The sequence below is a fragment of the Rhodanobacter sp. DHG33 genome (assembly GCF_014843005.1).
Classification (GTDB): Bacteria; Pseudomonadota; Gammaproteobacteria; order Xanthomonadales; family Rhodanobacteraceae; genus Rhodanobacter_A.
In genome coordinates, this window is the sequence record NZ_JACYXM010000006.1 from 460,679 (window position 1) to 474,656 (window position 13,978).

Below are 13,978 nucleotides of genomic sequence, written 5' to 3' on the forward strand. Positions count from 1 at the left end.
ATTCATGGGCGGCCGACTCCAGTGGCGGGACTACGGGTGGTCTGCCCGGGTGCCTGCATGGGTTGATTGGCGATAACGGAAGCGGGTGGCAGCGATGTTTGCGGTACGGTTGCTTGTTGTGGCGAGGGCGCGGTCGATGCGCCGTATGCCGGCGCGACGTTCAGATTTTCGCCCTGGTTTGGCAGGTTGCGGGCGGTCGTGTCCTGAACCTCGGCAGGCGGGGTCGACGAGTAGTCGTCGTCCACGCGGTATTCGGTGACCCAGAAACCCAGTGGGTTCTCGATGCGGCTCTGGTCGTCCATATCGAGATTGGTCTTGTAGGTGAACGACATCGTGGCGATCTTGTTGTCCAGCGGCTGCGTACTGCCCGATCGCTTGTCGTAGAGGCTGCGCTGGAAGCGCACCGTAGCGCCTTTGGGTGTCATGCCAGGCGCGCCACCGGTAAGCACGATGCTCAGCAACTTCACCCGGATCGCGGTGTCCTTGCCGTACTTCTTGTAGGGGCCGTCGGAGTTGGTCGACGAGTAGAGCCGTGTATAAGCGGCACTGACACCAGGCGACGACATGGTCTGCACGGTCGTCCAGTCGCCCAGGTTGAGCAAGGACAAGTCGTACGATTCGCGCGCCAGCACGAAGTGCGCGACATTGCTGCGATTGACGGCGTCGCTGGTGGTGATCCTCGCGTGGAGCGGATCGTCCGTGAGACGCGCGACGCTGCTGGTGCCCGTATAGGCATCGGCCATGACGAGGTAGGGCACTTTCTGCTTGAGCGGCAGCATGTAGAAATAACCGCCGGCAAGGATGAGCGACATGCCGATTGCGCTGAATGCGACCATCCACGCGCGGCGTTCGCTGCGCTTGGCGAGATCGGCGATGGTCAGCTCGAAGTTGACCGACTTGCCGACTGCCTCGTCGATTTTCTGGCTGGAGGAGTTCTTCTTCAGCATGGGCGAGATTCCCGCCCATTCGTAGTGGTGTTGGCAGGCATGGTCATTTCGTACCCGTTGTAGCCGTGGACGCGGTCGCAGGAGCGGGGGGCGCGGGCGATGCATCGTTGCCGCCGTGGACGACGGGGCCGACTTCGATCTTCCGTGGACCGGCCGTGACGGAAACTCCCTGCGTCGCATAGATGGTGTTGAGCTGGGCCACGGCATCGTCGACATCCGTGGTGTGGATGTTGGCGACGGGCTGATAAAGCGTGACATCGAAGGGAAGCTGGTACGACAACTCCCGGCCCGAGTCCTTGGCCCAGCGCGCAAGCATCGTCTTGAGCGTTTCGTCCATCGGCGATGCGTAGAACACGTAGGCCGGATTCAATGGAATCTCGGTAGGCGTGCTCTGGAAATGATTGACGGGTTTCCACGGTCCGCTGAAGTTCTTGGCCGGTGGAGTAGTGCATGCGGCCAGTGCTGCAATGGCAAGCACCATGGCGCCCTTGCGGGGAAGTTTCAGTAGATCCTTGTCCACGATTGATCCGCTGGTTGAAGGTGAATGAGGATGTTTCGAACGTGGCTGGGATGTTGCGTTGCCGATGTCACATGGGCATGACAAGGCGCCATGGCTGGCGTCTGTGTTTGAAACGGGAGTTTGTCCGGAGAGACGCGTGCATCCGTTGCCGGAGTAGTGCCGTCGTCGCGATGAGGGGTTTTGTCCTGGCACTGCGGTATCCATTTCGTACATCCAGCCTGGAAGAATCCAAACTCGATGGCATGCAGAAAACCGACGCACTCAGTGCGTCGTTCGAGTACGTGCCAATCTGGGTCAGCTAACGAAGCCCCTGATGACAAATGAAACCTGCTGCCCCTACAGCAGATGCCATTCTGCGTACCTGTATTTCGGGTACATCCCAAAACTATGCGATGCGCATGTTAGGACACGGATGAACCGAGTCCTGTAGGAAGTTCGCGGCAATGTATACCGGCATGAGCTGACGGTATGTAGGCCATTGCCTACATGGTTGTGACACACCAAGTTTCGAATGCCATTTTGCCAACGAGGTCACGCAACCTATGCTTGGATCTTGCAAATGCGCATGGAGTTTTCATCGAAACATCTACGTTGCCCGACATGAAAGTAAGCCGGGTGAGAGATGATGTTGCCGGCAAGTTACAGGCAAGCCCATCGTGCGAGGGGGCGAATTACAAGCGTCACTTGTTCGCGTAGGTTGGCGAGCTTGGTGGGTCCGAATCGCTAGTGCGCTCTTTTCTTTTGAGGTGCCTGTTGATCGGTTGTTGCCGCGCGATTCGAGCGGGATGCGGAGAGCAGCTGGCGCCAGGCAGACGCGATGCGTCGAGCACGCGCATGGTCACCTGGTATGGCAGCGCGGCCGGTTGTACCGGAACGCCGACAGGGCGCTGGATATCGGCGACTTCGCCGGCGAGCGATGCGGCCATCGACTCCGCCGGCAAGGCATCCGAGCGCATCGGCAAGCTGCTGGGCGAGCCGGCTCCATGCGCTGATGCAAACCGGTTGTCTGCACATGCCTGACACGCTGCCGCAGGGGCTGGCGAAGACGCTCCGCCGCGAGATGCAGGATTTTCGGGTGGGCTATACCGCTATCGGTAATGCCACGTTCGGCGCACGCGAGGGTGCGCACGACGACTTGATCCTGGCTGTGGCGCTAGCGGTGTACGGGCTGGATGACGGGCGGCGCGTTGTCGTGGAGCCGTTGAGGCTGTGACTGCTCACGTCTCGGGAACCTTGCTACGCCATGTCTTTGTCTCAATCAACACGGCCGTGTTCTTTGCATCCGAACTCCAAAATGGCTTACTTTTGTGCCAGTAGAAGAAATGGGCAGTACGCCCTCCCGAGAGCTCTTTCTTTGCAGAGTTGCCCTTGCGGGTATAGATGATGACTAGGTCACCAGCCTTTACTGTTGTGTCTGGAAACCAGTACGCATCTTTGCTCCCAGAGGTCGGTGAAGTCCCGCTGGCCCCCCTTTTTGAACGAAGGACGACATAGTTTCCAATATCCACGTCGTCAAGGGCGTGCAAGACCAGGCGCTCCTCTTCAAGGTTCCCCGCTTCACCAAATGACTTGATCTCGAGCTTCATTTATTGCTCCGCTTTGATTGGACGCTAGCGCCAAGCAGGCCTAGGCCCGCCACAAGCACAAGAGCAAACTCCTGCCAACGCCCCCACACCGTTGGCAGAAAGCCAAGAACGAGGCAGCCGACTCCCAGCAGGGTTGACTGCAAAGCATCAAGCGATGTGTATCGCTTTTGAGCCGACTGGGCTTCGATCAATAACTCACGCGTGGAGTGAAAATCGGATCGAAGCCGCTTGAGGCTTTCGATCTCTTGCTCCGCTCCATAGAGCCGATCGATTAGGAGCTTCTGAACGCCAGGTTGGCGCAACTCCTCCGACGTGAGCCTAAGCTCAACTCCGGAAAGGGCTCGCTTTGCGGATGTATCCGCCTCAACGCGCACCGCGCCACTGTCATCTGGCACTTCCATCTGACTCATGAGTCCCCCTCAATTCCCAGCTAGCGAATCCACCATAAGCCAAATCTCATCAGACATGCTGGCGGTCTACGGGCTAGACAGCAAGCACGAGTTCATCATGGGGCCGTTGCGGGTGGAATAGGGGCTAAGTTCGTCGGTACGTCAAGTTATGGTCGTACTCAGTTTTGCATTCTGGGCATATCGTCGGATTGGTGACGAAACTAGACATCGATAAATGCCTTAGCTTGTGGTCGGACTCCCAGCATCGCATGCAATATGGATCGCCAATGGGTTTGCCGCTCTCCCCCATGTCGTAATAGGCGCTATCGGCGCGAACCACGCTGGCTTTCATCTCCAATGCACCATTCAGGCGTGTGATCTCGTCCTGTAGTTCAACGGCCGCTTCCTGGGCAGAAGCAAGAGCGGCACGTGCATCGGCAAGGGAGGTCATCATTTCGGCAGCTTTGAGCTTGAGTTCCGCGACTGCATAGGCAGTGTTAGCAGACGCGAGTGCCTTCGCCAGATCGGTTGCTGCTTTGAGCCCGTTCATAGCAGCGGTAAGTTCTGCGATTGCCATTCTCGACCCTCCTCATGGTGGGGCGAGCATATCCAGAAATTTCCTTTCCACGTATTTTTTCACGCAACGAAAAAGGCCACCCTGTTGGGTGGCCTAAGTCGTTGAATCTAGTGGTGGGCGGTACAAGGATCGAACTTGTGACACCTGCCGTGTGAAGGCAGTGCTCTACCGCTGAGCTAACCGCCCGCCGGAAGCGCGCAAATATACGGGGTGAGGGCGGTCAGGTCAACCATTGCGAAGCTGTCGCGTAAAATGCCTGGTCTCCCCGATAACCGGACCAGCCTCATGCCACACGACCTTTCCCACGCCCTGCAGGCGTTGCAGCAGTTCCAGTTGACGCCATGGAAGGCGGTCGGCCTGCTGGGTTCGGTGATGTTCACCAGCCGCTGGTTCGTGCAGCTCTACTACACGCGCAAGCTGAAACGGGTGGTGATGCCGCTGTCGTTCTGGTGGCTCTCGGTGGTTGGCAGCGCGTTGCTGTTGGGATACTTCACCATCGGCAAGAACGATTCGGTGGGCATCATCTCGAATTTCTTCCCCGCCTTCGTCTCGGTCTACAACCTCGTGGTGCACCTGCGCCACCACAAGAACAACGTCACGGGCGACGAGATCGCCTGACGGCGATCACTCCGGGTCGTAATCGAGGTTGGGAGCCAGCCAGCGCTCGGCTTCCTCGCGCGTCCAGCCCTTGCGCTTCGCATAGTCCTCCACCTGTTCGCGGGTCAGGCGGCCGACGACGAAGTACTGGCTGCCAGGGTGCGAGAAGTACCAGCCGGAGACGGCGGCAGCCGGGTACATCGCGAATCCTTCGGTGAGTTCGATGCCGGCGTTGCGGGTGGCATCGAGCAGCTTGAACAGGGTGGTCTTCTCGGTGTGGTCGGGGCAGGCCGGATAGCCGGGGGCAGGGCGTATGCCCTTGTACTGCTCGGCGATCAGCGCATCGTTGTCGAGATGCTCGTCCGGGGCATAGCCCCAGAACTCGCGGCGCACGCGTTCGTGCATGCGTTCGGCGAAGGCTTCGGCCAGGCGGTCGGCCAGTGCCTTGAGGGTGATGGCGGAGTAGTCGTCGTGCTCGGCGTGGAAGCGCGCCAAGTGCGGTTCGATACCGAGGCCGGCGGTGACGGCGAAGCCGCCGATCCAGTCGCGCTTGCCGTACTCCTTCGGTGCGATGAAATCGGACAGGCAGAAGTCGGGCCGCTCCACGGGCTTGTCGGCCTGTTGACGGAGGTGGTGCAGGGCGACAGGTTCTTCGGCATCGAGCAGCTCGACGTCGTCGCCCACGCTGGCGGCGGGCCAGAAACCGATCACGCCGCGGGCCGTGAGCCACTTTTCGGCAATGACCTTGTCCAGCATCGCCTGCGCGTCGCGGAACAGTTCGCTGGCCTGTGAACCGACGATTTCATCGGTGAGGATGGCGGGATAGTGGCCGGCCAGTTCCCACGCGTTGAAGAAGGGGCTCCAGTCGATGTACTCACGCAGTTCGGCGAGGTCGTAGTCCTCGAACACGGTAAGGCCGAGCTTGCTCGGTTGCGGCGGTGCGTAGTTCGCCCAGTCGCAGGTGAAGCGCTGCGCGCGCGCCTTGTCCAGGGGAACCAGCTGCTTGCCAGGGCCGCGGTTGCGGTGGCGTTCGCGCACTTCGGCGTATTCGGCGCGGACCCTCGCCATGAAGTCGTCGACCAGCTCCTTGCTGACCAGCGACTGTGCCACGCCCACGGCGCGCGAGGCGTCCTTCACCCACACGGTGGGCGACTTGTAGTGCGGTTCTATCTTCAGCGCGGTGTGCGCGCGCGAGGTGGTGGCGCCGCCGATCAGCAGCGGGATGCGGAAGTCCTGCCGCTGCATCTCGCGCGCGACGTGGCTCATTTCTTCCAGCGAAGGCGTGATGAGGCCGGACAGGCCGATCATGTCGGCGTTCTCGGCGATGGCGGTGTCGAGGATCTTCTGCGTGGGCACCATCACGCCGAGGTCGATCACGTCGAAGTTGTTGCACCGGAGCACCACGCCGACGATGTTCTTGCCGATGTCGTGCACGTCGCCCTTGACCGTGGCCATCACGATCTTGCCGTTGCTCTTGCCGACGTCGCCGGTGCGTGCCTTTTCCTCTTCGATGAAGGGCAGCAGGTAGGCCACCGCCTTCTTCATCACGCGGGCGGATTTCACCACCTGCGGCAGGAACATCTTGCCGGCGCCGAACAGGTCGCCGACCACGTTCATGCCGTCCATCAGCGGGCCTTCGATCACGTCGAGCGGGCGCGTGACCTGCTGGCGAGCTTCTTCGGTGTCCTCGACCACGTACTGGTCGATGCCGTGTACCAGCGCGTGGCTGAGGCGGGCGCGTACATCCTTCTCACGCCAGGCCAGTGTCTCGACGGCAACTTCGCCCTTTTTCTTCTTGTAGCGGTCTGCGATTTCCAGCAGGCGTTCGGTGGCGTCCTTGCGGCGGTTGAGCACCACGTCCTCGACGCGCTCACGCAACTCGGAATCGAGGTCGTCATAGATCGCCAGCGCGCCGGCGTTGACGATGCCCATGTCCATGCCGGCTTTGATGGCGTGGTACAGGAACACCGAGTGGATCGCCTCGCGCACGGTGTCGTTGCCGCGGAACGAGAACGACACGTTGGAGACGCCGCCGGAGATGTGCGAGTCGGGGAAGCGCCGCTTCAGCTCGCGAGTGGCTTCGATGAAGTCCACCGCGTAGTTGTCGTGTTCCTCGATGCCGGTGGCGATCGCGAAGATGTTGGGGTCGAAGATGATGTCTTCGGGCAGGAAGTCGAGTTCGCGCGTCAGCAGTTCGTGGGCGCGCGAGCAGATTTCCACCTTGCGCGCGCAGGTGTCGGCCTGGCCTTGTTCGTCGAACGCCATCACCACCGCGGCGGCACCGTACTCCTGCACCTTGCGCGCGTGTTCGAGGAAGGCCGTCTCGCCTTCCTTCATCGAGATCGAGTTGACGATGCCCTTGCCCTGCAGGCAGCGCAGGCCGGCCTCGATCACGCTCCACTTGGAGGAGTCCACCATCACCGGCACGCGGGCGATGTCCGGTTCGGCGGCGATCAGGTTGAGGAAGCGCACCATTGCCGCCTCGGAATCGATCAGCCCTTCGTCCATGTTGACGTCGATGATCTGCGCACCGTTGGCCACCTGCTGACGCGCGACTTCCACCGCTTCCTCGTAGCGGTCTTCCTTGATGAGCTTGCGGAACTGCGCGGAACCGGTGACGTTGGTGCGCTCGCCTACGTTGACGAACAGCAGGTCGGGCGTGATGACCAGCGGCTCGAGGCCGGAGAGTCGGGTGTAACGGGGCATCAGGCGGCTTCCTGCTGTTCGCCCGGGAGTGCACGCGGCGCGTATTCGCGCACGGCTTCGGCAATGGCCTTGATGTGCGCCGGCGTAGTGCCGCAGCAGCCGCCGACGAGGTTGAGCAGGCCGTCGCGGGCGAAGCTGCGGATCACGCTGGCCATCTGTTCGGGGGTCTCGTCGTATTCGGCGAAGGCGTTGGGCAGGCCGGCATTGGGATGCGTGCTGACGCTGCACTCGGCGGTGTCGGCGAGGGTCTGGATGTGGGGGCGCAGGTCGGCGGCACCGAGCGCGCAGTTCAACCCGACCGAGAGCGGCCGCGCATGGCGCACGGAATACCAGAACGCCTCGGCGGTCTGGCCGGAAAGCGTGCGACCGGAGCGATCAGTGATGGTGCCGGAGATCATCAGCGGCACGCGCGCACCACGCTCGCGGAACAGTTCGGAGAGCGCGTACAGCGCGGCCTTGGCGTTCAGTGTGTCGAAGATGGTCTCGACCATGATGATGTCCGCGCCGCCATCGATCAGACCAGCGGCGGACTCGCGGTAGTTGGTTGCCAGTTCCTCGAACGTGACGTTGCGGAAGCCGGGGTCGTTGACGTCGGGCGACAACGAGGCGGTGCGGCTGGTCGGGCCGAGTACGCCGATCACGAAACGCGGCTTGTTCGGTGTCAGTGCGGTGAACTTGTCGCAGGCCGCACGCGCCAGCCTGGCGCCTTCGAGGTTGAGCTCGTGCGCGAGATGTTCCAGGTGGTAGTCGGCCTGGCTGATGCGGGTGGAATTGAAGGTGTTGGTTTCCACCAGGTCCGCGCCGGCTTCGAGATACGCCTCGTGCACGCCGCGGATGATCGCCGGCTGGGTCAGCGTGAGCAGGTCGTTGTTGCCCTTGAGGTCGCAGCCAGGGTGGTCGTGGTGATGCGCGTGCGCGCCGTCGTGGCCGTGTTCGAAACGTTCGCCGCGGAAGCCGGCTTCGTCTAGCCGGTGGCCTTGCAGCATGGTGCCCATGCCGCCGTCGAGAATCAGGATGCGTTCGGCGAGTGCGCGTTCGAGCAAGGCGACGCGTTCGGGATGCAGCCAGGGCAGGGCGCTCATCGGTGGTTTCTCACTTCTTCTGCGCGAGCAGGCTGATGACTTCGAAATGCGGGGCCTTGCGCTCGCGGCTGATGCGGTCGCAGCTGAGCACCTGCAGCCCGGCGGTGCTGGCGTAGTCGCGCAGTTCCGCCTCGGTGAAACCGAGGTTGCGGTGGTCGAACGGCTCCACCGCCGTGCGGTGATCGTGCTTGCCCAACGTCACCGCGAGCAGGCGGCCGCCGGGGCGCAGCAGGCGTGCGGCTTCGGCCACGGTCTGTGCGGGGCGTTCGGCATAGGTGAGGGCGTGCAGCATCAGCACCAGGTCGAAGCGGCGCTCGCCGAGTTCCAGTGCGTGCATGTCGCCCTCGCGCACTTCGACGTTGGGAAAGGCTCGCAGGCGTTTCGCCGCGGCCTCGACCACGCGCTCGCTGGAATCCACGCAGACGATGGAGTGCGCGTGCGGCGCCAGCAGCTCGGCGGTGATGCCGTCGCCGGAGGCGATGTCGAGCACGTCGCCCGTACCCAGCAATTGCAGCAGCGCGCGGGCCAGCGTTTCCCAGGTGCGGCCGGGCGAGTAATGGCGTTCCATGTCGCCGGCCACGGTGTCGGCCCAGCCTTCGGCGCGGGCGCGGTTGGCGAGCACGGCGGGCAGGCGGTCGGCGTCCTCGCGCAGCAGGGCGTCGTCGATGTTCTCGCGCAGCGAGGCGATCAGGGCGTGCTGGTGTTCGTCGCCTTCGCCGTTGGCGCGGTAGTAGGCGGACACGCCGGCGCGGCGGTCGCGCACCAGCCCGGCTTCCTTCAGCTTGGCGAGGTGGGTGGAGACGCGCGGTTGCGCCAGATGCAGTACCGCGGCCAGTTCGGCCACGGTGAGTTCCTCGCCTTCCAGCAAGGCGAGCAGGCGCACGCGGGTGGGGTCCGCCAGCAGGCGCAAGATGCTGGACGCGGTGGCCAGATCCATGCGTTATCCCTATATCGCGATAAAGAGATGCGAAGTCTGGGCCGTGGCTTGCCGCGCGTCAAGCGTTACCGGCATTCCGTCCATCCGGCGCTGCATTGTTGCGCTTGCACAAGGTTCTTCGAGCGGTCTCGCTAAAATGGTGGGATTTCTTCTCCCATCGGAGTCCCCCATGGATTTCAGCTTTACCGAAGACCAGTTGTCGATCCAGGCCATTGCCCGCGATTTCGCGCAGAAACGCATCGCGCCGGTGGCGGCGGAGCTGGACGAGAAAGGGGAGTTCCCGCTGGACAACATCCGCGAGATGGGCCAGCTGGGCCTGATGGGCATCGAGGTGCCGACGGAGTACGGTGGTGCGGGCATGGATCCGATCGCCTATTCGCTGGCGATGATCGAGATCGCCGCGGCCGACGCGGCCACCGCCACCATCATGTCGGTCAACAATTCGCTGTTCTGCAACGGCATCCTCAAGCACGGCAACGAGGAGCAGAAGCAGAAGTACGTGCGCGCCATCGCGCAGGGCGAAGCCATCGGCGCCTATGCGCTGACCGAGCCGCAGTCCGGCTCCGACGCCTCGGCCATGCACACCCGCGCCACGAAGAACGCCGACGGCGACTGGGTCATCAACGGCAAGAAGAGCTGGATCACCTCCGGCATGGTGGCGCGCTACATCATCCTGTTCGCCATCACGACGCCGGGCATCGGCGCCAAGGGCGTGTCGGCCTTCATCATCGACACGCAGCTGCCGGGCTTCCACGCGGGCAAGAGCGAACCCAAGCTGGGCATCCGCGCCTCGGCCACCTGCGAGATCGAGTTCACCGACTACGTGTGCCCGAAGGCGAACCTGCTGGGCCAGGAGGGCAAGGGCTTCGCCATGGGCATGAGCCTGCTGGACGCGGGCCGCATCGGCATCGCCTCGCAGGCGGTGGGCATCGCACGCGCGGCCTACGAGGCGGCGCTGCAGTGGTCGCGCGACCGCAAGGCCTTCGGCCATCCGATCGGCACGTTCCAGATGACCCAGGCGAAGATCGCCGACATGAAGTGCAAGCTCGACGCCGCCACCTTGCTGACGCTGCGCGCGGCCTGGGCGAAGGGCGAGGCGGAGAAGAGCGGCGGCCGCTTCGGCACCGAGGCGTCCATCGCCAAGCTCACCGCGTCGGAAGCGGCGATGTGGATCGCCCACCAGGCGGTGCAGATCCACGGCGGCATGGGCTACTCGCGCGAGATGCCACTGGAGCGCTACTTCCGCGACGCCAAGATCACCGAGATCTACGAAGGGACCAGCGAGATCCAGCGCATCGTGATCGCGCGCAACGAGACGGGCCTGCGGTAAACGCCCGGGCAGGCCCACGGACCCGGAATGAAAAAGCCCCGGCTCGCGCCGGGGCTTTTTGTCGGGCGCCGTCCATGGCGCGAGGTCTTTCAGTGTCCGTGGCCGGGATTGGAGTCGAACGACTGCATGCCCGTGCCAGGACGTCCCTTGCCGGTGTCATCCAGCTTGTCGCCCAGCAGGCGCCGTACCGTCACGTAGAACACCGGGATCAGCAACAAACCGAGGAAGGTGGCGAACAGCATGCCGCCGATCACGCCGGTGCCGATCGCGTGCCGCGAGTTGGCGCCGGCACCGGTGGAGACGGCCAGCGGGAACACGCCGAGGATGAAGGCCATCGAGGTCATCAGGATGGGGCGCAGGCGCAGTCGGGCGGCGGTGAGCACTGCTTCGAACAGCGACTTGCCGGCTGCCTGTTCCTCCACCGCGAACTCGACGATCAGGATGGCGTTCTTCGCCGCCAGGCCGATCACCGTGACCATGCCGATCTTGAAGTAAAGATCGTTCGGCATGCCGCGCGCCCACATCGCCACCGCCATGCCCAGCAGGCCCAGCGGCACCACCAGGAGCACGGCGACCGGGATCGACCAGCTTTCGTACAGCGCGGCCAAGCAGAGGAACACGATCACGATGGACAGCACCAGCAGCAAGGTGGCCGCGTTGCCGGCAAGGATTTCCTGATAGGACTGGCCGGTCCAGTCCGAACCGAAGCCGTGCGGCAGATCGTGGTCCACGATGTTCTGCAGGGTGCTCATCGCCTGGCCGGTGGCGTAGCCCGGTGCGGCGTCGCCGACGATTTCCACCGCGGCGTAGCCGTTATAGCGAGGCAGCGCCAATGGGCCGGAGTTCCACGCCGTCTTCACCACGCTGGACAGTGGGATCATGCTGTACGGGCCGTTCGGCGAGCTGGTCGTGCTCGTCGTGGTGCTGCTACTGGTCAGCGTGCTCGGCGTGTAGATGTGCTGCAGGGCATCGATGTCCATGCGGTACGGCGCGTCGGCCTGCACATAGACGCGCTTGACGCGGCCGCCGTAGGTGAAGTTGTTGATGTACACCGGGGCCAGCATCAGCGAGATGCTGTTGTAGACGTCGCTCACCGACAGGCCCAGTGCCTGTGCCTGCACGCGATCCACGGTGAGCTGCAGCTGCGGTGCGTCGGGCAGCGAGTTCGGCCGCACGCCGAACAGCTCGGGGCTGCTCTTGGCCTTGCCGAGCAGGGTGAACATCGCCTGGTTCAACTCGCCGCGAGACTGGCCGGAGCGCGCCTGCAGGTACATGTCGATGCCGCCGAACTGGCTGAGGCCGCGGATGGTCGGCAGGTTGACCACGAACACCTGTGCATCGGTGATGCCGTGCAGCACGCCGTTGGCCTGCTGGATGAACTGGTCCGCGGTCATCGGACGCTTGCTCCAGTCGGCCAGCTTGATGAAGGCCATGCCGGCGCTTTCGGCGCGCCCGACGAAGCTGAAGCCGCGCACCTGGAAGATGCCGACATAGTCGTCCTTCAACGGGCTCTGCGCGAGCTTGTCGCGGATTTCCTTCATCACCTTTTCGGTGCGCTCAAGCGTGGCGCCGGAGGGCAGGTTGATGATCGCCAGCGCGAAACCCTGGTCTTCGTTGGGCACGAAGCTGGTGGGCAGCTTGGCGAAGGCGAAGAAGGCGAGGGCGGAGATCAGCACGAACACGATCATCCAGCGCGGTGCGTGCCGCACTGCGCCGCCGATGTGGCCCTGGTAGGTGTGGGTGACCCAGTTGAACACGTCGTTGAACTTGCGGAAGACGACGTTCTTCGGCTGCCCGTGGGTGGGCTTGAGCATGGTTGCGCACAGCGCCGGCGTGAACGACATCGCCAGGAACGCCGAGAAGCCCATCGACACGGCGATGGTCAGGGCGAACTGCTTGTAGATCACGCCGGTGGCGCCCGGCTGCAGCGCGGACGGGATGAACACCGCTGCCAGCACCACGGTGATGGCGATGATCGCGCCGGTGATCTGGCCCATCGCCTTGCGGGTCGCCTCCTTCGGATCGAGGTGCTCCTCCTCCATGATGCGTTCGACGTTCTCGATCACCACGATGGCGTCGTCCACCACGATGCCGATGGCCAGTACCATGCCGAACAGGGTCAGCTGGTTGAGCGAGAAACCCAGCGCCAGCAGGCCGATGAAGGTACCCAGCAGCGCCACCGGAATCACCAGGGTGGGGATGATGGTGGCGCGGACGTTCTGCAGGAAGATCAGCATCACCAGGAAGACGAGGATGATCGCCTCCACCAGCGTCTGCACCACGTCATGGATCGAGGCGGTGATGAACGGGGTGGTGTCGTAGGGCACTTCCCAGGTCACGCCCTGCGGGAAGTCCTTCGACAGTTCGGCCATCTTGGCCTTCACCGCGTCGGCCACGTCCAGCGCATTGGCGCCGGGCAGCAGGAACACGCCCAGGCCGCCGGCCGGCTTGCCATTCCAGGTGGCGCCGAAGCCGTAGGTCTGCGGGCCGAAGCTGATCTTCGAAATGTCGCCCAGCGTGACCACGGTGCCGTCGGGGTTGGCGCGCAGGATGATGTTGCGGAACTGCTTGAGCGAGGAGAACAGGCTGTCCGAGGCCACCGTGGCGGTGAAGGTCTGTCCGTTGCCTGCCGGGTCGGCGCCCAGCGAGCCGGCGGCGGCCTGGATGTTCTGCGTGCTGATCGCGTTCTGCACCTGGCTGGCGGAGATGCCGTAGCCCTGCATCTTGTCCGGATTCAGCCACACGCGCACGCCGTATTCCGAGCCGAGCTGGAAGGTGCTGCCCACGCCCGAGATGCGGCCGACCTGCGGCGCGATGTCCGAGGCCATGATGTCGTTGAGGCGGGCGTTGTCGATCTCCGGGTTGGTGGAGGTCACGCTGACGAACATCAGGATGTCCGGGCTGGCCTTGGCTACCACCACGCCCTGCTGGACCACGGCGGCGGGCAATTGCGGCTGCGCCAGCGACACCTTGTTCTGCACCTGCACCTGGGCGATGTCCGGGTCGGTGCCGGTGGCGAAGCTGAGGGTGATCGTCGCGGTGCCGTTGGAGTTGGACACCGAGCTGAAATACAGCAGGTTGTCGATGCCGGTGAGCTGCTGCTCGATCACCTGGGTGACGGTGGATTCCATCGTGGCGGCATTGGCGCCAGGGAAGGTCGCGGTCACCGTCACCTGCGGCGGCGCGATGTCCGGGTAGGAAGCGATGCCCATGCGCATCACCGAGATGGTGCCGAGCAGGGAGATCAGGATGGCGACCACCCACGCGAAGATCGGGCGGTCGATGAAGAAACTTGGCATGGGGAGTT

13 protein-coding genes and 1 tRNA gene are annotated in these 13,978 nt (G+C 63.5%); 3 read left to right on the forward strand and 11 right to left on the reverse strand.

Annotated features, from left to right (window positions below; all coding sequences use genetic code 11):
* Positions 1-2: 2 nt before the first annotated feature.
* The 3 genes from IHE46_RS13605 to IHE46_RS13615 form a co-directional block, all read right to left on the reverse strand.
* Complete coding sequence (locus IHE46_RS13605; protein ID WP_192165175.1) at positions 3-947, reverse strand: type IV secretion system protein; 945 nt, start codon at positions 945-947, stop codon at positions 3-5.
* A gap of 43 nt (positions 948-990) precedes the next feature.
* Positions 991-1,428, reverse strand: a complete 438-nt coding sequence (locus IHE46_RS13610; protein WP_225563069.1) for a hypothetical protein — start codon at positions 1,426-1,428, stop codon at positions 991-993.
* A 719-nt stretch (positions 1,429-2,147) separates the two neighbouring features.
* A complete protein-coding gene (locus IHE46_RS13615) occupies positions 2,148-2,423 on the reverse strand; it encodes a hypothetical protein (protein WP_192165176.1) in 276 nt (91 codons plus the stop codon).
* Between the two features lie 56 nt (positions 2,424-2,479).
* On the opposite strand from IHE46_RS13615, the gene IHE46_RS13620 reads away from it, so the two are divergent.
* Positions 2,480-2,680, forward strand: a complete 201-nt coding sequence (locus tag IHE46_RS13620; RefSeq protein ID WP_192165177.1) for a hypothetical protein — start codon at positions 2,480-2,482, stop codon at positions 2,678-2,680.
* Between the two features lie 4 nt (positions 2,681-2,684).
* Here IHE46_RS13620 and IHE46_RS13625 read toward each other — a convergent pair whose 3' ends face one another.
* The 4 genes from IHE46_RS13625 to IHE46_RS13640 form a co-directional block, all read right to left on the reverse strand.
* Positions 2,685-3,053 carry a hypothetical protein gene (locus IHE46_RS13625; RefSeq protein ID WP_192165178.1) on the reverse strand — a complete coding sequence of 123 codons (369 nt, stop codon included), beginning with the start codon at positions 3,051-3,053 and terminating at the stop codon, positions 2,685-2,687.
* Complete coding sequence (locus IHE46_RS13630) at positions 3,050-3,463, reverse strand: hypothetical protein (RefSeq protein WP_192165179.1); 414 nt, start codon at positions 3,461-3,463, stop codon at positions 3,050-3,052. Before IHE46_RS13630 ends, IHE46_RS13625 begins: the two co-directional genes overlap by 4 nt.
* Before the next feature lie 124 nt (positions 3,464-3,587).
* The gene (locus IHE46_RS13635) at positions 3,588-4,019 is read right to left on the reverse strand and encodes a hypothetical protein (protein ID WP_192165180.1); all 432 of its coding nucleotides are present in this window, start codon (positions 4,017-4,019) and stop codon (positions 3,588-3,590) included.
* 111 nt (positions 4,020-4,130) lie between these two features.
* Positions 4,131-4,205: transfer RNA gene (locus IHE46_RS13640), tRNA-Val, on the reverse strand.
* Positions 4,206-4,304: 99 nt separating this feature from the next.
* On the opposite strand from IHE46_RS13640, the gene IHE46_RS13645 reads away from it, so the two are divergent.
* Positions 4,305-4,637: a lipid-A-disaccharide synthase N-terminal domain-containing protein gene (locus tag IHE46_RS13645; RefSeq protein WP_192165181.1), complete on the forward strand. Its 333-nt coding sequence runs from the start codon at positions 4,305-4,307 to the stop codon at positions 4,635-4,637.
* A gap of 6 nt (positions 4,638-4,643) precedes the next feature.
* Here IHE46_RS13645 and metH read toward each other — a convergent pair whose 3' ends face one another.
* Genes metH through IHE46_RS13660 form a run of 3 tightly spaced genes read right to left on the reverse strand, consistent with a single transcriptional unit; the run spans position 4,644 to position 9,341 of the window.
* Entirely contained in the window at positions 4,644-7,367 is a 2,724-nt protein-coding gene (metH, locus tag IHE46_RS13650; RefSeq protein ID WP_343230038.1) for a methionine synthase, read from the reverse strand.
* A complete protein-coding gene (locus tag IHE46_RS13655) occupies positions 7,322-8,404 on the reverse strand; it encodes a homocysteine S-methyltransferase family protein (RefSeq protein WP_192165183.1) in 1,083 nt (360 codons plus the stop codon). The genes metH and IHE46_RS13655 overlap by 46 nt, the downstream gene beginning before the upstream one ends.
* 10 nt (positions 8,405-8,414) lie before the next feature.
* The gene (locus IHE46_RS13660) at positions 8,415-9,341 is read right to left on the reverse strand and encodes a metalloregulator ArsR/SmtB family transcription factor (RefSeq protein WP_192165184.1); all 927 of its coding nucleotides are present in this window, start codon (positions 9,339-9,341) and stop codon (positions 8,415-8,417) included.
* Positions 9,342-9,510: 169 nt separating this feature from the next.
* Between IHE46_RS13660 and IHE46_RS13665 the strand changes: the two genes are divergently transcribed.
* The gene (locus tag IHE46_RS13665; protein WP_192165185.1) at positions 9,511-10,671 is read left to right on the forward strand and encodes an acyl-CoA dehydrogenase family protein; all 1,161 of its coding nucleotides are present in this window, start codon (positions 9,511-9,513) and stop codon (positions 10,669-10,671) included.
* Between the two features lie 89 nt (positions 10,672-10,760).
* Here IHE46_RS13665 and IHE46_RS13670 read toward each other — a convergent pair whose 3' ends face one another.
* Positions 10,761-13,970 (reverse strand): multidrug efflux RND transporter permease subunit, encoded by a 3,210-nt coding sequence (locus IHE46_RS13670; RefSeq protein ID WP_192165186.1) that lies wholly within the window; start codon positions 13,968-13,970, stop codon positions 10,761-10,763.
* Between the last annotated feature and the right edge of the window lie 8 nt (positions 13,971-13,978).